Source organism: Nissabacter sp. SGAir0207, from assembly GCF_005491205.1.
In the GTDB taxonomy this organism is placed as follows: domain Bacteria; phylum Pseudomonadota; class Gammaproteobacteria; order Enterobacterales; family Enterobacteriaceae; genus Chimaeribacter.
Genome location: NZ_CP028035.1, coordinates 534,821 through 560,539, shown reverse-complemented (window position 1 = coordinate 560,539; position 25,719 = coordinate 534,821). Strand labels below are relative to the sequence as shown.

Genomic DNA, 25,719 nt, shown 5'->3' with positions numbered 1-25,719 from the left:
TGGCATGGCACTGTCACAGCCACCGGCGTGCCAGGCGGGGCGGCCCGGCTATCCGGGTGAAATATGGACGCAGGCTCGCTAAATCCGCTGCTTTGTTGCATTTTAGTCAAGAGTGTTGTGCGCCATCGCACATTTTTTCTATCCGGTTGCGCCGCTATACTGCCCACCATGTCTATTGATAGGGCGAATAATAAATGAGCAACATCCTGATTCTGAATGCGGCAAAAACCTTTGCCCACTCCAAAGGCGCACTGAACGACACCCTGACTGAAGTGGCGGCCTCCTTCCTGCGTGACAGCGGCCATGACGTCCGTGTGGTCAACATCGACCAGGGCTATGAGGTGCCCGCCGAGGTGGAGAACTACCTGTGGGCAGACACCGTGATCTACCAGATGCCGGGCTGGTGGATGGGCGAACCGTGGATCATGAAAAAGTACATCGATGAGGTCTTTACCGAGGGTCACGGTAAATTATATGCCAGCGATGGCCGCACCCGCGCCGACGCGGCGAAAAAATATGGCTCCGGCGGCCTGTTGCAGGGCAAGACCTACATGCTCTCCCTGACCTGGAATGCCCCGCTGGAGGCCTTCACCGACCAGGAGCAGTTCTTCCACGGCGTGGGCGTCGATGGCGTTTACATGCACTTCCACAAGGCCAACGAGTTCCTGGGCATGGCGGGCCTGCCGACCTTTATCTGCAACGACGTGATCAAGCAGCCGGACATTGAGAACGACATCGTTCGCTACCGCGCGCACCTCGACAACGTCTTCAACGGCTAAATCAGACAATGGCCGCTGGCGCCGTGGCGCCCCAGCGGCCACACTCTGATGGCTGACCGGGCCGCCTGCTGGCCGCCCCTTCCCCGCCGTATGGACGCTACGAGGTAACGATGATCACTGTTATTGCTGAAATCCAGGTTAAGCCCGGCCGCCGCGACGCCGTGCTGGCGCAGATCGAGGCGCTGCTGCCGACGGTGCGCGCCGAGGCGGGCTGTGGCTGCTACCAGCCGCTGGTTGACCTCAACGCGCAGGTGCCGTGGCGCAAGACCGCGCCGGACGCCATCTTTATGTATGAGGAGTGGGAGAGCCTGAGCCACCTCGAGCAGCACCAGCAGCAGGCGCACATGGATCACCACCGGGAGGCGATCAAGCAGGATGTCGAGGATGTGGTGATCCATATCCTTGAGAAGCCCTGACCCGCCCCCCACCTGAGGCCGCTGACGCGGCCTTTTTTCTGCGCGCTACAGCCAGTCGTGCGCCATCTGCTCGCTGATGTAGTCCAAAAAGCAGGTGATGCGCGCCACCAACTGGGTGTTGCGGTAGTAGACCGCGTGGATCGGCTGCGTCTCCGTCTCGGTCAGTTCCGCCAGCACCGGCACCAGCCGCCCCTGTCGGCAATCCTCGCGGGTCATGAAATCCGCCAGTTGCACAATCCCCTCGCCCTGCAACGCCAGGTGGCGCAACGTCTCGCCGCTGGAGGCGCTGAGCGCCGGGGTGATGGTCAGCCGTTCGCCGTTGGCGGCACGCAGCGGCCACTGGTTGAGTGACTCCGGCTGGGTAAAGCCCAGCAGGCTGTGGCGCGCCAGATCCGTAACCTGCTGCGGCTCGCCGTGGCGTGCCAGATAGGCCGGGCTGGCGAGGATACGTAGCTGGCTGCGCCCCAGCAGCCGGGCGTGGATCGAGGAGTCGCGCAGCTCGCCGATGCGGATCGCCACATCCGTGCGCCGCTCCAGCAGATCGATAATCTGGTTGTCGCTGTTCAGCTCCAGCTCCACCTGCGGGTAGCGACGGCGGAAACCGCCCACCAGCGGCACAATCACATGCTCCATGAAGGGCGCGGCGGCATTGACCCGCAGCCGCCCGGCTGGCATCTCGCGGCGCAGGGCGATCTGCTCCTCCGCCTGCTCCACCGACTGCACGATCTGCCGGGCGTGGTTCAGGAACAGCGCCCCCTCCTCCGTCAACTCCAGCCGACGGGTGGTGCGGCGCAACAGCGTGGTGTCCAGCTTGCTCTCCAACCGGCTCAGGGCGCGGCTGATGCCCGAAGTGGTCTGCCCCAGCTGCTCGGCGGCGGCGGTAATCGAGCCACTGTCCGTGACGACGGTAAAGGCAAGCAACTCATCCAAGGTGATCTTCATCCATCTCCCCCGCAGCAGAAACGCATCCGGCCGCCCCTGGGGGCGGCCGGTATCATCACATCAGCACATCAGACTGCCAGTTCGGCTTTGTCGCCCTTGTCCTGCAACCAGTTGCGGCGATCTTCCGACCGCTTCTTGGCCAGCAGCATGTCCATCATGGCGACGGTCTGCTCCACATCCTCGTCATTGATGGTCAACTGCACCAGACGGCGGGTGTTCGGGTCGAGGGTGGTCTCACGCAGCTGCATCGGGTTCATCTCGCCCAGCCCCTTGAAGCGCTGGACGTTGGGTTTGCCCTTCTTGCGTTTGAGCTGATCCAGCACCCCGGCCTTCTCCTCCTCATCCAGCGCATAGTAGACCTCTTTGCCCAGGTCGATGCGGTAGAGCGGCGGCATTGCCACGTAGACGTGGCCGCCCTTCACCAGCGAGCGGAAGTGGCGTACGAACAGCGCGCAGAGCAGCGTGGCGATGTGCAGGCCATCGGAGTCCGCATCCGCGAGGATACAGATCTTGCCGTAGCGCAGCTGGGAGAGGTTCTCGCTGTCCGGGTCCATGCCGATGGCGACGGAGATGTCATGCACCTCCTGCGAAGCCAGCACCTCGTCGGAGGAGACCTCCCAGGTGTTCAGGATCTTGCCCTTGAGCGGCATGATCGCCTGATACTCGCGGTCGCGCGCCTGCTTGGCGGAGCCGCCCGCCGAGTCCCCTTCCACCAGGAACAGCTCGGTCATGCTCAGGTCTTGCGAGGTGCAATCCGCCAGTTTGCCGGGCAGTGCCGGGCCGCTGGTCAGCTTTTTGCGCACCACTTTCTTGGCGGCGCGCATCCGGCGCTGGGCGCTGGAGATGGCCAGCTCCGCGAGCTGCTCGGCGGCTTGCACGTTCTGGTTGAGCCACAGGCTGAAGGCATCTTTCACCACGCCGGAGACGAAGGCCGCGCACTGGCGCGAGGAGAGGCGCTCTTTGGTCTGGCCAGCAAACTGCGGATCCTGCATCTTGACCGACAGCACATGCGCGCAGCGATCCCAGATATCCTCCGCCGACAGCTTGACGCCGCGCGGCAGGATGTTGCGGAATTCGCAGAACTCGCGCATTGCGTCCAGCAGCCCCTGACGCAGGCCGTTGACGTGGGTGCCGCCCTGCATGGTCGGGATCAGGTTGACGTAGCTCTCGGCCAGCAGCTCGCCGCCCTCCGGCAGCCAGAGCAGCGCCCAATCCACTGCCTCGGTGTCACCGGCGAAAGAGCCGACGAACGGCTTCTCCGGCAGGGTGATCAGGCCGTTGACCGACTCCATCAGGTAGTCGGTGAGGCCATCTTCGTAGCACCAGCGCTGCTCGGTGTTGTTGAGCTTGTCCTTGAACAGGATCTCCACGCCGGGGCAGAGCACGGCCTTGGCTTTCAGCAGGTGCGACAGGCGGCTGATGGAGAAGCGCGGGCTGTCGAAGAAGCTGCCATCCGGCCAGAACTGGACGCGGGTGCCGGTGACGCGTTTGGCGCAGCTGCCGGTGACCGCCAGATCCTGCACCTTCTCGCCATTCTCAAACGCCATCTCATAGACGTTGCCGCCCCGCTTGACCGTCACCTCCACGCGGGTGGAGAGCGCGTTCACCACCGAGATCCCCACGCCGTGCAGGCCGCCGGAGAACTGGTAGTTCTTGTTGGAGAACTTACCGCCAGCGTGCAGGCGGCAGAAGATCAACTCCACCGCCGGGATGCCCTCTTCCGGGTGGATGTCCACCGGCATACCGCGGCCGTCGTCGATCACCTCGAGCGACTGGTCGGCATGGAGGATCACCTCAACGCGGCGCGCATGGCCAGCCAGCGCCTCATCGACGCTGTTATCAATGACTTCCTGCCCCAGATGGTTGGGGCGCGAGGTATCGGTGTACATGCCGGGACGGCGGCGCACCGGCTCAAGGCCGCTGAGTACCTCAATGGAATCTGCGTTATAACTTGATTGACTCATCGTTTGATTACTATTCGTGGCCAGTGGTTGGTGGGCTGGCGGACGCCGGCCGGTTGGCGCGGCGCACCGCCCGGTTGGTGGCGGGCGGTGTGGCACAGGGCGTCAGTCAGACGCCAGCCCGAGAAAATCGATAATCGGAGAGAAGAAGCGTTCGAAACCGACGAAGGTGTGGTTGCCGCCCGTTTCCACCGTCTGGCGGCAAGGCGTGTAGTAGGTCACGGCCTGGCGGTAATCGAGGATCTCATCTCCGGTCTGTTGCAGCAGCCAGATCAGATCCGGCGACTCCAGGGGATCGACCTGCATCACGCGCAGGTCGTAGACGTGGCGAGACTCTAACACATATTGCTGGCCGGTGTAGGGGTTCTGATTTTGCCCCAGATAGTCGATCAGCAGCTCATGAGGGCGCACCGCCGGATTGACCACCACCGCCGGAATGGCGAAGCACTGCGACAGCCAGGTGGCGTAGTAACCGCCGAGCGAGGAGCCGACAATGCCGATGCGCTCGCCAGCGCGCGTCATCACCACGCTCTCCAGCAGCTCCGCCACCGCGTCCGGGAAGGGCGGCAGCTGCGGCACCAGCATCTCAATGTGCGGGTGGTGTTCCGCCAGCCAGGCCTTCATGGCGCTGGCCTTTGCCGAACGGGGGGAGCTATTAAAGCCGTGCAGGTAGAGTAAGGTGTTCATCAATAACCGTCCGAATCCATGTCCGGGCTGAACTCATCCGTGGTGAGACGGCACACCTCGGTCTCCAGCCGGCCATCTGGCCAGAGATCGAGGTAGCGCCAGCCGGGCGCCACGCTGTCGATGGTGAAGTTGGTGCAGTGCGGCTTGAACTGGACGCAGGTGGAGGGCGTCGCCAGCAGGCGGCGGCCATGCCACTCCTCGTCCATCTCCTGATGGATATGGCCGCACAGCAGTGTGGAGACCTGTGGGTAACGTGCCAGCAGCGCCGCCAGCTCATGGGCGTTGCGCAGGCTGTGCTGGTCAAGCCAGGTGCAGCCGGAGGGCAGCGGGTGGTGGTGCAGCATCAGCAGGGTGTGGCGCTCAGGGTAAGCCTTCAGGCAGCGCTCCAGCCACTCCAGCTGGTACTCGCTCAGGGCACCGTGCGGCACGCCGAACACCTGGGTGTCGAGCAGCACCACCTGCCAGTGATCGCCCAACAGCGCCTGTTTAGAGGGGGCGATGCCCGCCTCGGCCAGCGCATCCACCATCGCTGGCTGGAAATCGTGGTTGCCCGGCAGCCAGAGACAGGGCGCCTGAAAACGGTGGATACCGGCAGTGAAGTGGCGGTAGGCCGCCAGCGAGTGATCCTGCGCCAGATCGCCCGTGGCCGCGATAAGGTCAACCGGCCGCTGTTCGGCGGCAATCGCATCCAGCACGGCGTGGTAACTGCGGAGCGTATTGACGCCCAGCAGCGTCTGGTGCTCGCCGGCAAACAGGTGCGTATCGGTTATTTGTAATATCCTGACCTTGGCGTCACCGGCCACAGGCAGCGTAAACAGGCTTTCCAAATGGTGTCCTTTGTTATCTCACTCTGTCTAACAAACCGGAACCGCCATCGCTCCATGCGCTAAACAGTAGCGCAACCAATCAGCAAGAAACTGGTTAATTTGATGCTTTTCATCGCGTTGATGCAACTTTTTATTAGGATAATCATAACGTGCTTTGAAACGATAGATCTGCTGGCTGGAACACACTTCCGCCACCATCGCGTCGTGGTAGAGCCGCACGGTCATGGCCGGCAGGCTCCAGTAGCTCACCGCCGGGGCCGTCTGCTGGATCTCCACCAAAGAGGTATAGCGCGTGGATTCGACAATCGTCAAACGGTAGGTGGCGCCATTCACCTGATAGCTGATTGTCTCACCGGCGGCGTCGTTGCGCGGCAGCAACCGTCGTAATTGCGCGAAATTGGTTTCGCACAGCCGCATCATTTCAGGGAAATCAGGGATATAGCGCTTAATCATCAGTTGACCACTCTTTTCGTAACGATTCATGGTGCAGCGCCAGCCATTGCAGGGCAATGATTGAGGCCGCGTTATCAATAGCTCCTTCTTCCACCCATCGACAGGCCTGCTCGCGGCTGACCACATGTACCCGGATATCCTCATGTTCCTCTGCCAGTCCATGCAGACCCTCCGCCGTCCTGGCATCCACTTCGCCGACCATCACGGAGAGACGCTCGCTGGTGCCGCCGGGGCTGGCGAGGTAGCTCAGCACCGGCTTGCAACGCGCGACCGTCAGGCCGGCCTCCTCCACCGCCTCACGGCGGGCCACCTGCTCCGGGCTTTCGCCTGGCTCAATAATGCCGGCCACCATCTCCAGCAACCACGGCGTGTCGCTGGTCTCCAGCGCCGGGAAACGCAACTGCTCTACCAGTACCACTTCGTCGCGCTTGGGATCATAGGGCAACAGCACCGCGGCATGGCCGCGCTCAAACACCTCACGCCGCACTTCACCACTCATTTCGCCATTGAACAGACGGTGACGGAAACGATAGGCGGTGAGCGAAAAAAAACCACTGTAGAGTGTCTCACGTGCAATAATTTCTACATCATTTTTGGTGAAGGTGACGGGCGACGGGTTGTTGGATGAAGCCATGATGATCCCTCTCTGGTGAGTATAATGGCGCTATTGACCGGTTTTAGGTCAATACCGTGAATGTTCATAAATTATACTCGGACATAGTTGTGGTAGATTGACAGGATTCAAGGGCGATGGCACGTTAAGCCACCTCGCCTGTATCTAATACTCTGATAGAATCGGCAAAATTTTCGTTATCGACAGCCCATACATAATAAGCAACGCTGCTGTATTACAAGGAATGCAAATGAAGAAACTGCTCCCCTTTCTTATTGGCCTGAGCCTGTCTGGCCTGAGTCAACTGGGCCACGCCGAGAACCTTCTCCAGGTTTATCAGCAGGCGCGCCAAAGTAACCCAGACCTGCGTCAGTCTGCCGCAGAGCGCGATGCTGCCTTTGAAAAGATTAATGAGACTCGCAGTCCGTTGCTGCCACAACTCGGTTTGGGTGCGGATTACACCTATACCAGCGGCTTCAAGGATGCCCGGGATACGGAGAGCAATGTCACCAGCGGCGCGTTGCAACTGACCCAGACCCTGTTTGATATGTCCAAATGGCGTGCGCTGACGTTGCAGGAGAAGCAGGCAGGCATCCAGGATGTCACCTACCAGACGGCGCAGCAGAACCTGATCTTAAACACCGCGACGGCATACTTCAATGTGTTGAGCGCGATTGATACGCTTTCTTATATTGAAGCGCAGAAACAGGCGATCTACCGCCAGCTCGACCAGACCACCCAGCGCTTCAACGTGGGGCTGGTGGCGATCACCGATGTCCAGAACGCCCGCGCCCAATATGATAGCGTACTGGCCAATGAAGTCACAGCCCGCAACGACCTGGACAACGCGCTGGAGTCCCTGCGCCAGGTGACCGGCCAGTACTACCCGGAGCTGTCGTCGCTCAACATCGACACCTTCAATACCCAGCGCCCGCAGCCGGTCAGCAGCCTGCTGAAAGAGGCCGAGAGCCGCAACCTCAACCTGCTCTCCGCCCGCCTGTCGCAGGATCTGGCGCGTGAGCAGATCCGCTACTACCAGTCTGGCCACCTGCCGACCCTCGACCTGAATGCCTCCTCCGGCATCAGCAACAGCAAATATAGCGGCTCGCGCAACCTCAACAGCGACACCGACGCTGGCCAGAACCAGATTGGCCTGAGCTTCAACCTGCCGCTCTACAGCGGTGGCGCGGTGACCTCGCAGGTCAAGCAGGCGCAGTACAACTTCGTCAGCGCCAGCGAGCAGCTGGAGAGCGCGCACCGCAGCGTGGTGCAGACCGTTCGCTCCTCCTTCAACAATATCTCTGCCTCCATCAGCAGCATCAACGCCTACAAACAGGCAGTGGTGTCGGCGCAAAGCTCGCTGGATGCGACGGAAGCTGGCTATCAGGTGGGGACGCGCACCATTGTTGACGTGCTGGATGCCACCACCACGCTCTACAACGCCAAGCAGCAACTCTCCAGCGCGCGTTACAACTACCTGATCAACCAGTTGAACGTGAAATCAGCCCTCGGCACGCTGAATGAGAATGACCTCCAGATGCTGAACGGCGCACTGGGCAAGCCGGTGCCGACCACGCCAGAAGCGGTCGCCCCGGAGAACGCGGCACAGGATGCGGCGGTGGATGGCGGCGTGAAGCCAGAGAGCGGCGAAGTGCAGATGCAGGGCCAAAATCAGGCCCGCACCCAGCCAGCGAAAGCCTCGGCCAACCCGTTCCGGCACTGATCCCCTGCCCCCTGACGGCGCCCCTGTGGCGCCGTCTCTCTTTCTGGCCCCATAAGCGGGCGTTCACCCTGATTGTGGCGTACGCTTGCTTTAAACGTAATCAGCTTTCGCCTATCCTTATGCCCTCTGGGAGGGCGTTCCGCCCTATATAAAAGGGGAGATATCACAATGAAACGGACGAGAAGCATCAACCTGCCGGCGTTCCGCAAGTCGTGCCGCATGGCACCGCTGGCGCTGGCGATCGGCGCGGCCTTTGCCCTGGCCGGCTGTGAGCAGGCCGATGAAACGGTCTCGATGTACCAAAATGCCGACGACTGCAGCAAAGCCAATCCATCCAATGCCGAGCAGTGCAAAACCGCCTTTAACGAAGCGCAGAAAGAGGCGGCGCGCACCGCGCCCAAGTACGCCAGCCGTGAGGATTGCGTCGCCGAGTTTGGCGAGGGGCAGTGCACACAGGCACCTGCGCAGGCCAGCGCCGCGCCCCAGGAGAGCGGCAGCTTCTGGATGCCACTGATGGCCGGCTACATGATGGGCCGGATGATGGGCGGCGGCGGCTACCGCCAGCAGCCGCTCTTTACCCCGCGCTCGGCGGCCAGCCCGGCCAACGGACAGTTTGTCGATGCCAGTGGCCGCAGCTATGGCAGCGCCACGCCGGGCCGCACCGTCAACGTGCCGCCCTCCGCAATGGCACCGAAACCGGCCACCACCAGCACCATCACCCGTGGCGGCTTTGGTGAGAGCGTCGCCAAGCAGAACTCCGCTCAGCGCAGCAGCATGAGCAGCGGCTCCCACCGCTCGTACGGGGGATAACATGAGACGCATTACCCTGCCGGAGCGCCCCAACTGGCGCGCCAAAGCGGAAGAGTTCGGCTTTCAGTACCACACCATGTATGGCGAACCATACTGGTGTGAGGACGCCTGCTACGCCTTCACCCTGAAACAGGTGGAGGAGATTGAGGCGGCCACTGCCGAACTGCACCAGATGTGCCTCAAGGTGGTCGAGCGGGTGGTAAACAGCGACGAGTTGCTGGCGCGCTGCCAGATTCCGGCGCACTGCCGGGAGTTTGTGCGCAGTTCCTGGCGCACCGGCCAGCCGTCGCTCTACTCGCGGCTCGATCTGGCCTACGACGGCGTCAACCCGCCGAAGCTGCTGGAGAATAATGCCGACACCCCCACCTCGCTGTATGAAGCGGCGTTTTTCCAGTGGCTGTGGCTGGAGGATCAACTGGCGGCTGGCAAAGTGCCAGCGGGCGCGGATCAGTTCAACAGTTTGCAGGAGCGGCTGATTGAGCGCTTCGCTGACCTGAAGGCGCGCCACGGCTTCAGCCAGCTGCACTTCACCTGCTACCGTGACAGCGATGAGGATCGCGGCACCGTGCAGTATTTGCAGGATTGCGCCCAGGAGGCCGGGCTGCCCAGCCGTTTCCTCTACATTGATGAGATTGGCCTTGGCGAGCGCGGGCAGTTCACAGATCTGGACGATCAGGTGATTGGCAACCTGTTCAAGCTCTACCCGTGGGAGTTCATGTTCCGCGAGGTCTTCTCCACCAAGCTGGAGGATGCCGGGGTACGCTGGCTGGAACCGGCGTGGAAGGGCATTCTCTCCAACAAGGCGCTGTTGCCGCTGCTGTGGGAGATGTTCCCCAACCACCCCAACCTGCTGCCAGCCTACTTTGCCGATGCGCCGCACCCGCCGCTGGATCACTACGTGGTCAAGCCGCTCTTCTCCCGCGAGGGGGCCAACATCCGCATTATTAAGGATGGTCAGGAGCTGGAGCGCGTGGACGGCCCGTATGGTGAGGAGGGCATGATCGTCCAGCAGTTCCACCCACTGCCGAAATTTGGCGACAGCTACGCGCTGATTGGCAGTTGGCTGGTGGATGACCAGCCCTGCGGCATGGGCGTGCGTGAGGATCGGGCGCTGATTACCCAGGATCTGTCACGCTTCTACCCGCATGTGATTGTTGGCTAAATACCGGGTGGGGGTCAGCCCCCCACCTGTACCGACAGCATACTCAACGACGCCATCTCAATGCCGTCCACCGGCACCGTTACTGGCTCCTCGCCATCCCAACTGCCCAGCACATAGAGCAGCGGCAGGTAGTGCTCCACCGACGGGTTGGAGAGCGCCGCGCCCTCATGCGCCATGAAGTCCACCAGCGGATGGTGCTCGCCCCGGTAGCTCAGGTTCTCACGCACATAGTCATTGAACGCCGTCGCCCACGGGTATGGCTCGCCGCCGCCCTGCCATTTCGCCAGCCGCAGGTTGTGCACCACGTTGCCGCTCGCCACGATCATCACCCCCTCATCACGCAGCGCCGCCAGCTTCTGGCCAAGCTGGTAGTGGTAGGCCGCAGGCTGGGTGCCGTCGATGCTCAGTTGCACCACCGGGATATCGGCCTCCGGGTACATCTTGATCAGCACGCCCCATGAGCCGTGATCCAGCCCCCACTCGCCCTGATCGGCGATGACCGGCGTCGGGGCCAGCAACTGCTGCACGCGCGCCGCCAGCGCCGGTGAACCGGGCGCCGGGTAGCGGGTATCAAACAGCGCCTGCGGGAAGCCGCCAAAATCGTGGATGGTGCGCGGCGCGGCCATCGCTGTCACTGCGGTGCCACGGGTGTACCAGTGGGCGGAGACCGCCAGAATTGCCTTGGGCCGGGGCAGGGTTTCACCCAGCGCGCGCCAGGTGCGGGTATAGAGGTTCTCTTCCAGCACATTCATCGGGCTGCCGTGGCCCAGAAACAGCGCTGGCATACGGGAAGTGGTCATAATTTATCCTTGCTGCGGTATACTTTGAATGCAGCAAAAGGCAAAAGCCCCTGCCGCCGGTAATAAAATACGTTACTCTCTTTCCCAGGAGGTGACAGCCTGATAACCATGAAGAAGATATTCAGAAATTTTGAATATTCAGGTCAGGACACCTGTGCGCATCAGGCGTGTTACCGGGTATGACCCCACCCGCTGTCGATGGAATTACATGAAAGGAGCCATCATGTCAGTACCGTTAATCCTTACCCTGTTGGCCGGAGGCGCCACGTTTTTGGGCGCGCTGCTGGGCATCATCGGACAGAAGCCTTCCAACCGGCTGCTGGCCTTTGCGCTCGGCTTTGCTGCCGGGATTATGCTGTTAATTTCATTGATGGAGATGCTGCCTGCCGCGCTGCATACCGAAGGCATGTCGCCGCTGCTCGGCTACGGCATGTTCATGCTCGGCCTGCTGGGCTACTTTGCCCTCGACCGGATGCTGCCGCACGCCCACCCGCAGGATTTAATGGAGGGGCAGCTCACGCCGCGTAGCCTGAAGCGCACCGCGCTGCTGCTGACGCTGGGCATCAGCCTGCACAACTTCCCGGAGGGGATCGCCACCTTCGTCACGGCCAGCGCCGATCTGGAGTTGGGGCTGGGCATCGCGCTGGCGGTGGCCATCCACAACATTCCTGAGGGGCTGGCGGTGGCTGGCCCGGTGTACGCCGCCACCGGCTCCAAGTCCAAGGCGCTGCTCTGGTCGGGGGTCTCCGGCATGGCGGAGGTGCTCGGCGGGCTGCTGGCCTTCTCGCTGCTGGGGCCGCTGGTGTCGCCCGTGATGATGGCCTCAATCATGGCGGCGGTGGCTGGCATCATGGTGGCGCTGTCGGTGGATGAGTTGATGCCGCTGGCGAAAGAGATCGATCCGAACAACAATCCCAGCTACGGCGTGCTGTGCGGCATGTCGGTGATGGGCTTCAGCCTGACGCTGTTGCAGAGCGGCGGGGTCGGCTGACGGCGACGCAAACAAAAAGGGCTGCCCATCGGCAGCCCTTTTTTATGGCAGCAATCAGCTGGCCTGACGGGTTTCGTTCTGGCGGTAGGCCACCAGATCCTCAATCGTCACCACTGGCATGTCGTGCTGCTTGGCGAACACGATCGCTTCTGGCGCGTGGGCCATGGTGCCGTCATCGTTGGTCAGCTCGCAGAGCACGCCCAGCGGCTTGAAGCCCGCCAGCGACACCAGATCGATGGTTGCTTCGGTGTGGCCGCGGCGGGTCAGCACGCCGCCATTCTGCGCGCGCAGCGGGAAGACGTGGCCGGGGCGGTTCAGGTCGCTCGGGCGGGCGTCATCGGCGGCGGCAGCGCGGATGGTGGTGATGCGGTCGGCAGCGGAGACGCCGGTGGTCACGCCCTTCGCCGCTTCAATGGTCACGGTAAAGGCGGTCTGGAACTGGCTGGAGTTGTTCTCCACCATCATCGGCAGTTCCAGCTGCTGGCGGCGCTCTTCGGTCATGCAGAGGCAGACGATGCCGCTGCCGTGGCGAATGGTCAGCGCCATCTGCTCAACGGTCATGGTTTCGGCGGCGAAGATCATGTCACCTTCGTTTTCGCGGTTTTCATCATCCAGCACCATCACCCCGCGCCCATTGCGCAGGGCCTCGAGTGCGCGTTCAACGCGCTCAAAAGCGGTACCGAATTCGGAAAGTAGCGTCTGATTCATGGTAAAAAACCTCATTAAAATTATGGATTACCAGAATCAGGGCGATCTTGAGGAGGTCATCACGCCCAAGGGGCGCAATTCAAAAGATAACGCATGTGGGCGTCATGCCCGACAAAAGCCGTTACTCTCTCCCATCCGGACTATAACCGTCGGCCCCGGAATTGCACCGGATCTGCTGACCTTGCGCCGTTGCCGGCCCAAGCGCTCGCGGGCTTCCACAGGGGCCAGTTGGCCGCGCCTGAGGTTTACCGCCGGTGGGGAGTTTCACCCCGCCCTGAGAATAAGCGTGTTTACTATAGCGCCAATGGGTTAGCAGGGCAATTCTCGTTTTTGGCTAAGCTTTGCCGTTTTTTCGCCCGCCCGGCTGTACAAAAAACCCTCTTTATCTGATTCCCGTCACGAATCGGCAACAAGGGTTTATACGACACCCAACTCGGATTACACTACGCTTAAGAAACTTTTATCCAAACAAGGGAAAGATCATGATTGACCCGAAAAAAATAGAACAGATCGCACGCCAGGTGCATGAGTCGATGCCGAAAGGCATCCGCGACTTCGGGGAAGATATCGAGAAGAAGATCCGCCAGGTGCTGCAATCCCAGCTGACTCGCCTTGATTTGGTCAACCGCGAAGAGTTCGACGTGCAGACCCAAGTCCTGCTGCGCACCCGCGAAAAGATGGCGCTGCTGGAACAGCGTCTGGAAGCGCTGGAGGGCCGCCAGCCGACCCCCGCTGCCCCGGCCATTATCACTGACCCGGTGACCACCCCGATCACCGGCTCCGCGTCCGCACCGGCCTCTGCCCCGGCCAGCACCGTTACGCCGCCGGTCAGCACTACCCCGCCGGAAGCGCAATAACCCCATAAAAAAAGGACACCGCGGTGTCCTTTTTCTTTGGCCGCGGCAATTAGCCGCGGTTTTTGATCACGTTGATGATGTTGGTGGTGGAGCAGCCATCCTCAAAGTTCAGCACACGTACGTCACCGCCCGCGGCCCACACCTCTTCGCTGCCGGCGATCTCATGCGGCTGGTAGTCGCCGCCCTTCACCAGCAGGTCAGGCAGGATGCCAGCGATCAGGCGCTGCGGGGTGTCCTCTTCAAACAGCACCACCCAATCCACCGCCTCCAGCGCGCTTAGCACGATCATGCGCTGCGTCTCCGGGTTGACCGGGCGCGACTCGCCCTTCAGGCGCTTGGTGGAGGCGTCGCTGTTGACCGCCACAATCAAACGGTCGCCCAGCTTGCGGGCATTCGCCAGATAGGAGACGTGGCCAGCATGGAGGATGTCGAACACGCCGTTGGTCATCACCACCTTTTCGCCACGCTTGCGCGCGTCGGCCACTGCCTGCTTGAGCTGTGCCTCGGTCATCACGCCAAAGCCGGACTCGGCGCGGCCGTGGATGGCGTTCTCCAACTCCATCGGCGAGACGGTGGAGGTGCCGAGCTTGCCCACCACCACGCCTGCGGCAGCGTTAGAAAGGAAGCAGGACTCCTCCAGCGAGTTGCCAGCCGCCAGCGAGGCCGCCAGCACGCCGATCACCGTGTCACCGGCACCGGTCACGTCATACACTTCCTGCGCTTCGGTCGGCAGGTGCAACGGTGCCTTGCCCGGTTGAAGCAGCGTCATGCCCTGCTCGGAGCGGGTCACCAGCAGCGCAGAGAGATCAAAGTCCGCAATCAGGCGCATCCCGCGTTCCACCAGCTGCTCTTCATCTTTGCAGCGGCCGACCACCGCCTCAAACTCGGAGAGGTTCGGCGTCAGCAGGGTCGCGCCACGGTAGCGCTCAAAGTCATTACCCTTCGGGTCAACCAGCACCGGCACACCAGCGGCTTTCGCCAGCGCGATCATCGGCTGCACGTCAGCCAGCGCGCCCTTGGCGTAGTCGGAGAGTACCAGCGCGCCGCTGGTCGGCAGTGCCTGGCGGATGCGCTCCAGCACCGGCTGCGGGTCGATGCCCTCAAACCCCTCCTCGAAATCGAGGCGGATCAGCTGCTGGTTGCGTGACAGCACGCGCAACTTGGTGATGGTCGGGTGAGTCGGCACGGCCACGAAGTCACACTGCACATTCACCTCATCCAGCTTGGCGTTCAGCGCGCGTGCCGCATCGTCCTCACCGGTCAGGCCCACCAGACGCGAGGCCGCGCCGAGCGAGGCGATGTTCATCGCCACGTTTGCCGCACCGCCGGGCCGCTCCTCAATGGTATCGACTTTTACTACCGGCACCGGGGCTTCCGGTGAAATGCGGCTGGTCGGCCCATACCAGTAGCGATCCAACATGACATCGCCAACCACCAGTACGCCGGCGCGGCGAAAATCAGGCAGTGTTACTTTCATCCCATACTCCAGACTAATAAATACTGAAAATTTGTGCGTGATATTATCATAAGCGTGAATGCTTCCCACCCATGCGTATGCTTCTTACTGACGCCCTTGCCGGGAACCCCACGCACGTGGCGATTCCCGTGTACGACGCCGACGGGTTACCCCAGCCAACGCCGCCAACTCTCTGTGACCTGATTGCGCTCCGCCGCGAATGCCTCGCCCGCCACCTTGCCGGAGAGGGTCTGCAACGCCAGATGGTGGATCTCATCACGCAGGGTGACGTAGGCGTGGGTCAACGCCGCTGCCTCCTGCTCCTCCATGATGCCGTGCTGGGCCATCAGGCCGAAAATCCGCACATTGTCTGACCAGCGGGTCAGTGCCGGTTGCTGGGCGGCATAGCGTAGGACAAGGTATTGGGCGATGAATTCAATATCCGTGATGCCGCCGGGGTCGGATTTCATGTCAAAGCGATCCGCCTGCTTGCTGCCGAGGTGCGTCACCATCTTCTGGCGCATCTCACGCACCTCCTGTTGCAGGGTGGCGGCGTCACGCGGGCGGCACAGAATATCACGGCGGATGGCGTCGAACTGCTGGCGGATCAGCGGGTCGCCGTGCACCATGCGCGCGCGCACCAGCGCCTGATGCTCCCAAGTCCAGGCGTCTTGCTGCTGGTACTCGGCGAAGGCGCTGACGGTGCTGACCAGCATCCCGGCCGCGCCGGAGGGGCGCAGGCGCGCATCCACCTCATACAGAATGCCGGAGGAGGTGCGGGTGCTGAACAGGTGCATGATGCGCTGCGCCAGCCGCAGGTAGAACTGGCGGCCATCGATGCTGCGCTCGCCGGTGGTCATCACGTCATCCGGGCAGTCGAGCAGGAAGACCAAATCGAGATCGGAGCTATAGCCCAGCTCCCAGCCGCCCAGCTTGCCGTAGCCAATCACCGCGAAGCCGCGCCCCTCGCGCCCGGCCAAATGCGCTGGCTCGCCGTAGCGGCGCACCATCTGCCCCCACGCCTGCTGCACCACGCTCTCAATCATCGCCTCCGCCAGATAGGTGAGGTGATCGCTCACTTTCATCACCGGCAGCACGCCAGCGATGTCCGCCGCGGCAATGCGCAGGTGCTGCGCCTGCTTGAACTGGCGCATCGCCTCCAGTTGCTGCTCCTCATCCTCCTCCGGCACGCGCATCAGGTACTGGCGCAGCTCATCGCGGTAGGCGTCCAGCGCAATCGGCTGGTAGAGGGTCTGGGGATCGAGCAGTTCATCGAGCAGCAGCGGGTAGCGCGCCAGCTGCTCCGCCACCATCGGCGAGGCGTCACACAGCCGCACCAACTGCTTGAGCGCGCCGGGATACTCCACCAGCAGCTCGATGTAGGTGGTACGGGTGACAATGCCGAGCAGCAGCCCGGTCACGCGCACCAGCGTCACCTCGGCTTTAGAGTGAGCACACACTTCCGCCAGCAGGCGCGGCATCAGCAGGTCGAGCATCTCACGGCCGCGTGGGCCAATGGTGCGTTTATCCACGTCCTGACGGAAAGCACGCAGGTTGCGCAGTAGCTCCGCCTGCTGTTCTGGCGAGAGGTGCGGCGGCGTCAGCGGGGCGAGATCGCCCTCCTCCCGCGCGTCGTTCCACAGGCTGACATACAGCTCCTGATCGCTGGTTTCGCCCGGCTCAGGGGTGTCGTCGCCAATCAGCTGGTCGAACACCGCACGCACCGCACGCATTTGCGCCTCCAGCGCCTGCGACAGCGCCGTCCAGCCTGCAAAGCCCATGCCCCACGCCAGCCGCGCGCGGTTGAGGCTGTCGGCTGGCAAAGTCTGGGTCTGCTCGTCGGCAATCGCCTGCAACAGGTTCTCCAACCGACGCAGGAACAGGTAGGCCTCCGCCAGCTGCGCCACCTGCTCCGGCGGCAGCAGCCCCAGTTCGCCCACCGTGCGTAGCGTCGGCAACAGCGCCCGTTGCTGCAACTGCGGTTCGCGCCCGCCGCGGATCAATTGGAACACCTGCACGATAAACTCAATTTCGCGGATGCCGCCCGCCCCCAGCTTGATGTTGTCCGTCAGCCCACGCCGCCGCACCTCGCGGGCGATCATCCCCTTCATGTTGCGCAGCGACTGAATGACGCTGAAGTCGATGTAGCGGCGGAACACGAATGGCTTCAGCATCTGGTGCAGCTCGCGGCTATAGGCATCGCCGGTGTCGCCCATCAGCCGCGCCTTGACCATCGCGTAGCGCTCCCAGTCGCGCCCCTGCTCCTGATAGTAATCCTCCAGCGCCGGGAAGCTCATCACCAGCGGGCCGCTGTCGCCAAAGGGCCGCAGCCGCATGTCCACACGGTAGACAAAGCCATCCACCGTCGGCTGGTCGAGCGCCTTGATCAGCCGCTGCCCCAGCCGGGTGAAGAACTGGGCATTGTCCAGCACCCGCCGCCCGCCGCGCGTCTCACCATTCTCCGGGTAGGCAAAGATCAGGTCGATATCGGAGGAGAAGTTCAGCTCGCCGCCGCCCAGCTTGCCCATGCCGAGGATCAGCAGCGGCTGCGCCGTGCCCTCCGCGCCCGAGGGGGTGCCCCACTCGCGGCAGCAGGCCGCGTAGAGCCAATCCCGCGCCGCGACGATCAGCGTCTCCGCCAGCACGCTGAGCTGTTGCAGCGTCTGCTCGGTGCTGCTCGCCTGAATCGCCTGCGCCCAGGCGATGCGCGTCATGATGCGGCGACGGAACTGGCGCAGCACGCGCATCAGCGCCGGTTCATCCCCGGCCTCCGCCAGCGCCTCCGCCAGCCAGTCAGCATAGTGCCGCCACTCCTCGGGCTGCGGCGGTGCGTCCTGCAACGCCGCCAACCACGCGGGGTGGGCCGCCAGACTGTCGCTGACAAAGTCACTCAGCGCCAGTACCGCGCGCGCCTGTTGTGTCAGGTCGGCATCAGGGGCGAGGCGGCTCGTCTGGCTATCGGCCTGTGCAAGCAGCGGGGGAGGCAGTGGTAACATCTCAGGGTCCTTATTAAGAAAAGCCCGCGCGAGCGCGGGCTAAATGAGGGTCAGGGATCAGGCGTTTTTGGTGGGCGTGCCGTTGAGCCAGAAGGCCGGTTGCTGCACCGCGTGCTTGCGGGCCGCCTCCAGCCAGGCTTGCTGCTGCTGGACAATCGACTGTTGCAGCGCCTGCCAGTTTTCGATGTAGCCCTGCCACGCGCTCTGCGGGTAGGCACCGGCCAGCAGGTGCAGCGCGATAATCTGGCGGTTGAGGCGCGGCAGCTGGTCGCGGTAGCCCTCGTCGGTCAGCGGGCGGCTGAACGCCTCCTTGATGTCTGCCGCCGTGCGGCCCAGCATGATGTCAGCGAAACGCTTGAAGGAGCCATCCAGCTTCTGGCGGCTCTTGGCATCGACGTGCGCGTTCCAGCCAGCGGTCGCCAGATAAGAAGTAAGCGCTAACTTACACTTCAGGTAGGCCGGGCTGAAGCAGAGCGTTTGCCCCTCGACGGCCGGGTCAGCAATCTGCGGCTCCAGGTCGTTGAACAGGTTACGCAGGTCGCTGGTCGCCTTGCGCGGCACCAGCCCGCCAAAGATTGCCAGCGCCTGTCGCACCATCACCAGCGCTTCGATCACCGCATGGCGCGCCTGCTTGTCGCCGCGCAGCCACAGCTCCTCATGGTACTGCCAGTGGCCGAGCGCCAGCTCCAGCACCCCGGCCATCCCCTGCTCGACGGTGGCCTTGGCCGGTGGCGTCCAGACCGGGATTGGGCGGATTTTGCGTGGCTCGTTGCCCTTCGCCAGATGGTAGCCGCGCGCCGCCTTGCTCAGGCCGCCCTGACGCAGGCCGCCCTCTTCACCCAGCCAGGCCGCCAGCGCCAGCAGGTCGTCGGTGTTGCCGGTTTTCAGCTCCAGCTCAATCTCGCAGAGCGGTTCGCTCAGCTCGCCAGCCTTGACGCTGCCTTGGTCGAGGGCAATCTCAATCTCGCTCTGCTGGAAGGTCACCAGCCACTTCTCACGCATAAAGTCGGTCTGGAACAGCGGTTGCAGCTCGCCTTGCAGGGCCATCACGTCACACCCCTCCGGCCAGATCTCCGCCGGGAAGCGCGCCAGATCGAGCGTCGGCTCCTCCAGCTCCACATTGTACTCCGGGCGCTGGTGCAGGCCGCCCATCGCCTTGCCAGCGGTCTTGATGGTCATCTCATAGCGGCCATCAAAACCACGGATGCGCAGCCCCATGTCCATGCCGCGCACGGTGTTGTCCGGGGTTTCATAGTAAATGTTGGTCAGGTGCTGGGGCGCACTGTGCTGGCTTTTCAGGGAAGAAACTTTGGCCGGTAATGCCGCTACCGCCGCAGGCGCGGCAATGAATTTCAGTTCAATCTCTACAGTCATCGTTTTTCACACCAAAGTTTGCCGGCGCGCTGCCGGGAAATAAGCACCATCAATTATAGCGCTGAATAGTATCGCAATAGCCGCAATGAAGTCTTGTGCCGTGCGGCAAGCTTGCGGCACGCCTCGCGAACTTTTCCGCGCTCCCTGCTGTCAGACGTTGTTGGTGACGCACCTTGCCAGCCACATGAACATCGCGGCGATTTCACTTAGGGCAAGAGAGGGTGCGCCCCTGCCCCTCGCGGGCAGGAGACGCGCGGGCACGCGGCCGGGATAGTAAGATAGTTCTCATTCCGGTTTATGCGTTGCGCCGTCACACTTAACTCATTAGTATCTTTCCCCTAAATTTAGCCAAATACGATGGAATAATGCAGAAATTACGCCTGATCTCCCTTACTTTGCTCACTTTGAGCGTGACCTGGGCCGCCCACGCTGACGAAAAGCGTTATATCTCTGACGAACTCAACACCTACGTCCACAGTGGCCCCGGCAATCAATACCGCATTGTTGGCACGCTGAACGCCGGCGACGAAGTGAATCTCCTGAGCGTCAATGACAGTACCCACTACGGCCAGATCCTCGACGCCAAAGGGCGCACCACCTGGATCCCCCTCGACCAGCTGAGCGACCAGCCAAGCCTGCGCACCCGCGTGCCCAATCTGGAGCAGCAGGTAAAAACCCTGACCGACAAGCTGACCAACATCGACAACAGCTGGAACCAGCGCACCGCCGAGATGCAGCAGAAAGTGGCGGCCAGTGACGGCATCATCAACGGCCTGAAAAGCGAGAACCAGAAGCTGAAAGACCAGCTGATCGTGGCGGACAAGAAGGTGAACGCGGTCAACGTGCAGCTGGATGACAAGCAGCGCACCATCATTCTGCAGTGGTTCATGTATGGCGGTGGCGTGCTGGGCGCGGGTCTGGTGCTGGGCCTGCTGTTGCCGCATCTGGTGCCGCGCCGCAAGAAAAAAGATCGCTGGATGAGCTAACTTCCCGCCGCCCGCCTCCCACAGGGCACGCCCGTGCCCTTTTGTCTTTCCCCGGCGCACCACGCTACACTCAACACAGTCTGTGTTTATCCGGCGCGGGTTGCCCGTGTCCGGCAGTACCCTTTTCAGGAGTTGAACCGTGAAGATTTATCTGGTGGGCGGCGCTGTCCGTGATTCTTTGTTGCACCTTCCCGTCACCGAACAGGATTGGGTGGTGGTCGGCGCGACGCCGGAGCAGCTGCTGGCGCAGGGCTACCAGCAGGTTGGCCGCGATTTCCCGGTCTTCCTCCACCCGGTGAGCCGCGAGGAGTACGCGCTGGCGCGCACCGAGCGCAAATCGGGCCAGGGCTACACCGGCTTTGAGTGCCATGCCGACCCGGACGTCACTCTGGAGCAGGATTTGCTGCGCCGTGACCTGACCATCAACGCCATCGCCCGTGACGCCGACGGCGCGCTGGTTGACCCCTACCACGGCGTGCAGGACTTGCATGACCGCCTGTTGCGCCACGTTTCGCCGGCCTTTGGCGAGGATCCGCTGCGGGTGCTGCGGGTGGCGCGCTTTGCCGCCCGCTTCGCCCACCTCGGCTTTACCGTCGCACCAGAGACGCAGGCCCTGATGGCGGAGATGGCGGAAGGGGGCGAATTGGCGCACCTGACGCCGGAGCGCGTCTGGAAAGAGACCGAAAAGGCGCTGCTGACGCAACAGCCGCAGGTCTACTTCCAGGTGCTGCGCGACTGTGGCGCGCTGGCGGTGCTGTTCCCGGAGATTGACCGGCTGTTCGGCGTGCCCGCGCCGGTGAAGTGGCACCCGGAGATCGACACCGGCATCCACACCCTGATGACGCTGCGCATCGCCGCCCAGCTCAGCCCGGCGGTGGATGTGCGCTTCTCGGCGCTGGTGCATGACCTCGGCAAGGGGCTGACCCCGCGTGAGAAGTGGCCGCACCACCCCGGCCACGGCCCGGCGGGCGTGACGCTGGTGGCGGAACTGTGCCAGCGCCTGCGGGTGCCCAACCCGGTGCGCGATCTGGCGCTGCTGGTGGCGGAGCACCACGACCTGATCCACACCATTAACCGGCTACAGCCGGAGGCGCTGCTGGCGCTGCTGGATGCGATTGACGTCTGGCGCAAGCCGGAGCGGCTGGAGCAGATGATCATGACCAGTGAGGCGGACGCGCGCGGGCGCACCGGCCTCGAGGATCGCCCCTACATTCAGGGCGACTACCTGCGTGCCGCCTACCAGACGGCGCTGGGGGTGTCGATCAAGGAGGTGCTGGACGCAGGCTTCAAGGGCGCGGAGATTCGCGAGGAGCTGCGCCGCCGCCGTACCGTGGCGCTGGCGGCGTGGAAGGCCCACCAGCAACTGCTGCCAGTCGAGTGAGTGGCGTTCGCCCATAAAAAAGCCCCGCCGAAGCGGGGCTTTTTTTCTCGGCCACGATCAGGCAAAGAAGACAAAGTAGAGCACGCCAGCCACGATGAAGCGGTAAATGGCGAACGGTACAAAGGAGAAGCGTTTGATCACGGCCAGGAAGGTCTTGATGGCGATCAGCGCCACCACGAAGGCGGTGATGAAGCCCACGGCGAACATCGGCAGATCCGACAGGCTCAGGAAGTGCCAGCTTTTATAGAGATCGAGCGCGCTGGCGCCCATCATCATCGGCACTGCCAGCAGGAAGGAGAACTCCGACGCCGCATAGCGGCTGACGCCCATCAGCATCCCACCGGAGATGGTGGCACCCGAACGGGAAAAGCCCGGCCACAGCGCCAGACACTGGAAGCAGCCAATCATGAACGCCTGACGGTAGGTCAGGTCATCCAGACCCGGTGATTTCGGCTGTTTTGGCTTCAGCCACTCAGCGGCCAGCAGCAGGAAGCCCCCGACCACCAGCGCGTACACCACGTTTTTCACCTCAAACAACGCCTTGATCTGCTCATGCAGCGTCAGGCCAATCACTACGGCCGGGAACATCCCCAGCAAAATGTGTATCAGCGACAGTCGGCCGGTGGTAATGCCCTCGTGCGGCACCTCACCGAAACGGATGCCAATCAGGCCAAACAGGCGACGCCAGAACATCACCACCACCGCGAGGATGGAGCCGAGCTGGATAATGACCTCAAAGAACTTCGCTTTATCATCGGTAAAGCCGAGCCAGGTGCCCACGATAATCATATGCCCGGTAGAGGATACCGGCAGAAATTCGGTCAAGCCTTCGACCACGCCAAGAATAAACGCAACCACTAACGAATGGAGATCCGTCATGAAATGTTCCTTACCCCTAGAATTAACGTCATAAAAAAGCGGCAAAAAAGTTGCCGCTTAACATTTCGTTACGTATGACCAAGTTACCGGTCTTTGGTTTCATTCCAGTGACATTAATTCTGACGCGTAAGGTCAGTGCGGGCGCGTGCCACGCTCAATGATCACCCCAACCCGTGCGGCCTGAGCCACCGCGCCGGGCTTACTGACCTTAATACGGACCCACGGGGATTTGAAGCGTTGGAGCAACAATTCAGATACTTCCTCTGCCACCCGCTCCACCAGCGCAAAGCGCCCACCTTCAACGTGTTGCAGGATCGCCTGGCTGACATCGGCATAACTCAGGCAATCTTTTACGTCGTCACTGGCGGCAGCCGGGCGGTTGTCCCACGCCATCTCGATGTCAAACACCAGCTTTTGCTGGATGGTCTGCTCCCAGTCGTACACGCCAATGGTGGTGATCGCCGTCAATTGTTCTATAAATACAATGTCCATTACGTCATTCTCTGTTTTTGGCCCTGCCGGATACCACTTCCGGCGGAATGTGCGTATTATCCACAGATGCCGCGTCTAACACGACCTCTATTGAACGGAACCCTGTTATGAGTGCTACCGCGCTTGGGATGATCATCCTCGCGTATTTATGTGGCTCAATTTCCAGTGCCATCCTGGTCTGCCGCCTGGCCCGCCTGCCCGACCCGCGCCTGCATGGCTCCGGCAATCCCGGTGCCACCAATGTACTGCGCATCGGTGGCCGCGTTGCCGCCGCCGCGGTGCTGGTGTTTGACGTGCTGAAAGGGATGCTGCCGGTCTGGCTGGCCTACAAATCCAACGTCGCGCCCTTCTACCTCGGCCTGACCGCCATCGCTGCCTGCCTCGGCCACATCTACCCGGTCTTCTTCCGCTTTCGCGGCGGCAAGGGCGTCGCCACCGCATTCGGTGCCATCGCGCCCATCGGCTGGGACTTAACCGGCCTGATGACCGGCACTTGGCTGCTGACCATGCTGCTCAGTGGCTACTCCTCGCTTGGCGCCATCGTCAGTGCGCTGATCGCCCCGTTCTACGTCTGGTGGTTCAAGCCCCAGTACACCTTCCCGGTTGCCATGCTCTCCTGCCTGATCCTGATGCGCCACCACGACAATATCCAGCGCCTGTGGCGTGGGCAAGAGACCAAAATCTGGGACAAGCTGCGCAAGAAACGTGACGCGCGCAAAGACGCCGCCCGCAAAGCCCCCTGACTTTTTGCCATGTGCCACTGGCGCATGGCTCCCCCCTCCCCGCACCTACCAAATTTCTGACCGCGCTCAACAAATAAAGAAAACTCATACCTGCATAACTATTTTATGGCAGACAAACCCTGCCCGCCTCCCTACCTTGGTAGCTGCACCACCGAATCACCCATAATTAATCGTCTGATTTACCTATAAAAAATAAAAACAGCCCGCCGGAAAACCCACCCGCCGCGTGCTTTTCGCTGGGCCATGCCCACTGAAAATTTTAACCTGATCACGTATTGATAAAAAAAACAGAGAGCGTACCCGATGAACAACCACCCGATTGTCGATGTGAAGGGCTGGATCGATGCCCGCCCGATCTCCGGTTACCAGTGGCTGGTGCTGGCGCTGTGTTTCATCATCATCATGTTTGATGGCTACGATGCGGCGGTGATGGGCTTTATCGCCCCGGCGCTGATTGAGGATTGGGGCATCTCGCGCGCGCAGATGGGGCCGATTCTGGGCGCGGCGATGTTTGGCGTCGCCCTTGGCGCGCTGATTGCTGGCCCGTGGTCGGATCGCCTCGGGCGCAAGCGTGTGCTGCTGGTGTCGGTGGCTGGCTTCGCGCTGTTCAGTTTGCTGTGCGCCTTCGCCCGCACCCCGTTTGAGATGGCGCTGCTGCGCTTCCTCGCCGGGCTGGGGCTGGGCGCGGTGATGCCCAACTGCGTGACGTTGGTGTCGGAGTATATGCCAGCGCGGCGGCGTGGCCTGACCATCGCCCTGATGTACAGCGGCTTTAATATTGGCTCCGGCGCGGGCGGGTTTATCGCCGCCGGGCTGCTGCCTGACTGGGGCTGGAAGTCGGTGCTGCTGTTTGGCGGGCTGGTGCCGCTGCTGCTACTGCCGGTGCTGATGGTGATGCTGCCGGAGTCGGCGATGTACATGGTGGTGCGCCGCGTCAGCCGCGAGAAGATTGCCGCGGTGCTGCGCCGCGCTGGCGGCCACTTCGCGCCGGAGACCACCTTTGTGCTCAACACGCCGGTGATCCGCAAGCAGGCACCGGTGCTGCAACTCTTCAGCAAGGGCTACGCGCGCGGCACGCTGGTGCTGTGGCTGACCTACTTTATGGGGCTGTTCGTCATCTACCTGCTGAATGGCTGGCTGCCGACCATCATGCGCACCAGCGGCTTCTCGCTGGAGCGGGCGGCGATGATCTCCGGCCTGTTCCAGTTGGGTGGCCCACTCGGCGGCCTGCTGGTGGGCTACCTGATGGATCGCTTCGCCGCCAAATATATCATCGGACTGTTCTATCTGGTCGGCGCGGCCTGCCTGCTGTCACAGGGGCTGGGTGACTTCGGCCCGACGGCGCTGGCAGTGCTGGTGTTCTTCAGCGGCTTTTGCATCAACGGCGCGCAGAATGGCTTGCAGGGCTTCTCCCCGGCCTTCTACCCCACCGAGATGCGCGCCACCGGCGTCAGTTGGATGCATGGCATCGGCCGCTCCGGCGCGATCCTCAGCTCCTCGCTGGGCGGCGTGCTGCTGGTCGCCTTCCCCGGCGCGGCCAGCATCTTTATTATCCTGGCCATTCCTGCCCTGCTGGCGGCCATCGCCATCACCCGGCACCAGAAGGCCCATCCACCGGAGCAGGTAAAAGGCATTGATCTCGACGATCTGCCGGCCCTCTCCCGCACCATGAACAACCGCTAA

Annotated in this window: 24 protein-coding genes and 1 riboswitch; of the genes, 11 read left to right on the top strand and 13 right to left on the bottom strand. The window is 62.3% G+C overall.

Going from position 1 to position 25,719, the window contains the following annotated elements:
* The first annotated feature begins 194 nt into the window (after positions 1 to 194).
* Both C1N62_RS02495 and C1N62_RS02490 read left to right on the top strand, forming a co-directional pair.
* Entirely contained in the window at positions 195 to 779 is a 585-nt protein-coding gene (locus C1N62_RS02495) for an NAD(P)H-dependent oxidoreductase (RefSeq protein ID WP_137762138.1), read from the top strand.
* A gap of 110 nt (positions 780 to 889) precedes the next feature.
* On the top strand, positions 890 to 1,195 hold the full coding sequence (locus tag C1N62_RS02490) for a putative quinol monooxygenase (protein WP_137762137.1): 306 nt from the start codon (positions 890 to 892) through the stop codon (positions 1,193 to 1,195).
* Between the two features lie 45 nt (positions 1,196 to 1,240).
* On the opposite strand, the gene C1N62_RS02485 is transcribed toward C1N62_RS02490, so the two are convergent.
* The 6 genes from C1N62_RS02485 to nudF form a co-directional block, all read right to left on the bottom strand.
* Entirely contained in the window at positions 1,241 to 2,137 is an 897-nt protein-coding gene (locus tag C1N62_RS02485; protein WP_137762136.1) for a LysR substrate-binding domain-containing protein, read from the bottom strand.
* A gap of 68 nt (positions 2,138 to 2,205) precedes the next feature.
* Entirely contained in the window at positions 2,206 to 4,101 is a 1,896-nt protein-coding gene (gene parE / locus C1N62_RS02480) for a DNA topoisomerase IV subunit B (RefSeq protein ID WP_137762135.1), read from the bottom strand.
* A gap of 102 nt (positions 4,102 to 4,203) precedes the next feature.
* On the bottom strand, positions 4,204 to 4,785 hold the full coding sequence (gene yqiA, locus C1N62_RS02475) for an esterase YqiA (protein ID WP_137762134.1): 582 nt from the start codon (positions 4,783 to 4,785) through the stop codon (positions 4,204 to 4,206).
* Complete coding sequence (gene cpdA, locus C1N62_RS02470; RefSeq protein WP_137762133.1) at positions 4,785 to 5,612, bottom strand: 3',5'-cyclic-AMP phosphodiesterase; 828 nt, start codon at positions 5,610 to 5,612, stop codon at positions 4,785 to 4,787. Before cpdA ends, yqiA begins: the two co-directional genes overlap by 1 nt.
* Positions 5,613 to 5,639: 27 nt before the next feature.
* Positions 5,640 to 6,065 carry a DUF1249 family protein gene (locus tag C1N62_RS02465; protein ID WP_137764880.1) on the bottom strand — a complete coding sequence of 142 codons (426 nt, stop codon included), beginning with the start codon at positions 6,063 to 6,065 and terminating at the stop codon, positions 5,640 to 5,642.
* A complete protein-coding gene (gene nudF / locus C1N62_RS02460; RefSeq protein WP_137762132.1) occupies positions 6,058 to 6,699 on the bottom strand; it encodes an ADP-ribose diphosphatase in 642 nt (213 codons plus the stop codon). The genes C1N62_RS02465 and nudF overlap by 8 nt, the downstream gene beginning before the upstream one ends.
* A gap of 229 nt (positions 6,700 to 6,928) precedes the next feature.
* On the opposite strand from nudF, the gene tolC reads away from it, so the two are divergent.
* The 3 genes from tolC to C1N62_RS02445 all read left to right on the top strand — a co-directional run bounded on the left by tolC (position 6,929) and on the right by C1N62_RS02445 (position 10,373).
* Positions 6,929 to 8,401 carry an outer membrane channel protein TolC gene (gene tolC, locus C1N62_RS02455; RefSeq protein ID WP_137762131.1) on the top strand — a complete coding sequence of 491 codons (1,473 nt, stop codon included), beginning with the start codon at positions 6,929 to 6,931 and terminating at the stop codon, positions 8,399 to 8,401.
* Between the two features lie 168 nt (positions 8,402 to 8,569).
* On the top strand, positions 8,570 to 9,211 hold the full coding sequence (locus tag C1N62_RS02450) for a DUF1190 family protein (RefSeq protein ID WP_137762130.1): 642 nt from the start codon (positions 8,570 to 8,572) through the stop codon (positions 9,209 to 9,211).
* Between the two features lies 1 nt (position 9,212).
* A complete protein-coding gene (locus C1N62_RS02445; RefSeq protein ID WP_137762129.1) occupies positions 9,213 to 10,373 on the top strand; it encodes a glutathionylspermidine synthase family protein in 1,161 nt (386 codons plus the stop codon).
* 14 nt (positions 10,374 to 10,387) lie between these two features.
* Here the strand turns inward: C1N62_RS02445 and ygiD are convergent, their stop codons facing one another.
* Positions 10,388 to 11,173, bottom strand: a complete 786-nt coding sequence (ygiD, locus tag C1N62_RS02440; protein WP_137762128.1) for a 4,5-DOPA dioxygenase extradiol — start codon at positions 11,171 to 11,173, stop codon at positions 10,388 to 10,390.
* Positions 11,174 to 11,396: 223 nt separating this feature from the next.
* Here ygiD and zupT point away from each other — a divergent pair, with 223 nt between their 5' ends.
* On the top strand, positions 11,397 to 12,164 hold the full coding sequence (gene zupT, locus C1N62_RS02435; protein ID WP_137762127.1) for a zinc transporter ZupT: 768 nt from the start codon (positions 11,397 to 11,399) through the stop codon (positions 12,162 to 12,164).
* Positions 12,165 to 12,218: 54 nt separating this feature from the next.
* Here the strand turns inward: zupT and ribB are convergent, their stop codons facing one another.
* Positions 12,219 to 12,872 (bottom strand): 3,4-dihydroxy-2-butanone-4-phosphate synthase, encoded by a 654-nt coding sequence (gene ribB, locus C1N62_RS02430; RefSeq protein WP_137762126.1) that lies wholly within the window; start codon positions 12,870 to 12,872, stop codon positions 12,219 to 12,221.
* 119 nt (positions 12,873 to 12,991) lie between these two features.
* A riboswitch (FMN riboswitch) is annotated at positions 12,992 to 13,158 on the bottom strand.
* A gap of 196 nt (positions 13,159 to 13,354) precedes the next feature.
* On the opposite strand from ribB, the gene C1N62_RS02425 reads away from it, so the two are divergent.
* Entirely contained in the window at positions 13,355 to 13,729 is a 375-nt protein-coding gene (locus C1N62_RS02425) for an accessory factor UbiK family protein (protein ID WP_137762125.1), read from the top strand.
* Between the two features lie 49 nt (positions 13,730 to 13,778).
* On the opposite strand, the gene hldE is transcribed toward C1N62_RS02425, so the two are convergent.
* From hldE to C1N62_RS02410, 3 genes are all read right to left on the bottom strand, one after another.
* Positions 13,779 to 15,206, bottom strand: a complete 1,428-nt coding sequence (gene hldE, locus C1N62_RS02420; RefSeq protein ID WP_137762124.1) for a bifunctional D-glycero-beta-D-manno-heptose-7-phosphate kinase/D-glycero-beta-D-manno-heptose 1-phosphate adenylyltransferase HldE — start codon at positions 15,204 to 15,206, stop codon at positions 13,779 to 13,781.
* A gap of 146 nt (positions 15,207 to 15,352) precedes the next feature.
* On the bottom strand, positions 15,353 to 18,181 hold the full coding sequence (gene glnE / locus C1N62_RS02415) for a bifunctional [glutamate--ammonia ligase]-adenylyl-L-tyrosine phosphorylase/[glutamate--ammonia-ligase] adenylyltransferase (protein WP_137762123.1): 2,829 nt from the start codon (positions 18,179 to 18,181) through the stop codon (positions 15,353 to 15,355).
* A gap of 57 nt (positions 18,182 to 18,238) precedes the next feature.
* The gene (locus C1N62_RS02410) at positions 18,239 to 19,555 is read right to left on the bottom strand and encodes an inorganic triphosphatase (RefSeq protein ID WP_137762122.1); all 1,317 of its coding nucleotides are present in this window, start codon (positions 19,553 to 19,555) and stop codon (positions 18,239 to 18,241) included.
* 365 nt (positions 19,556 to 19,920) lie between these two features.
* On the opposite strand from C1N62_RS02410, the gene C1N62_RS02405 reads away from it, so the two are divergent.
* Complete coding sequence (locus tag C1N62_RS02405; RefSeq protein ID WP_137762121.1) at positions 19,921 to 20,541, top strand: TIGR04211 family SH3 domain-containing protein; 621 nt, start codon at positions 19,921 to 19,923, stop codon at positions 20,539 to 20,541.
* A 139-nt stretch (positions 20,542 to 20,680) separates the two neighbouring features.
* Positions 20,681 to 21,922 carry a multifunctional CCA addition/repair protein gene (locus C1N62_RS02400; RefSeq protein ID WP_137762120.1) on the top strand — a complete coding sequence of 414 codons (1,242 nt, stop codon included), beginning with the start codon at positions 20,681 to 20,683 and terminating at the stop codon, positions 21,920 to 21,922.
* Positions 21,923 to 21,979: 57 nt separating this feature from the next.
* On the opposite strand, the gene bacA is transcribed toward C1N62_RS02400, so the two are convergent.
* Together bacA and folB are read right to left on the bottom strand one after the other, a co-directional pair.
* Positions 21,980 to 22,801: an undecaprenyl-diphosphate phosphatase gene (gene bacA, locus C1N62_RS02395; RefSeq protein WP_137762119.1), complete on the bottom strand. Its 822-nt coding sequence runs from the start codon at positions 22,799 to 22,801 to the stop codon at positions 21,980 to 21,982.
* A 132-nt stretch (positions 22,802 to 22,933) separates the two neighbouring features.
* Positions 22,934 to 23,293 (bottom strand): bifunctional dihydroneopterin aldolase/7,8-dihydroneopterin epimerase, encoded by a 360-nt coding sequence (folB, locus tag C1N62_RS02390; RefSeq protein ID WP_137762118.1) that lies wholly within the window; start codon positions 23,291 to 23,293, stop codon positions 22,934 to 22,936.
* 107 nt (positions 23,294 to 23,400) lie between these two features.
* On the opposite strand from folB, the gene plsY reads away from it, so the two are divergent.
* Entirely contained in the window at positions 23,401 to 24,036 is a 636-nt protein-coding gene (gene plsY / locus C1N62_RS02385; RefSeq protein WP_137762117.1) for a glycerol-3-phosphate 1-O-acyltransferase PlsY, read from the top strand.
* Between the two features lie 303 nt (positions 24,037 to 24,339).
* A complete protein-coding gene (locus C1N62_RS02380; protein ID WP_137762116.1) occupies positions 24,340 to 25,719 on the top strand; it encodes an aromatic acid/H+ symport family MFS transporter in 1,380 nt (459 codons plus the stop codon).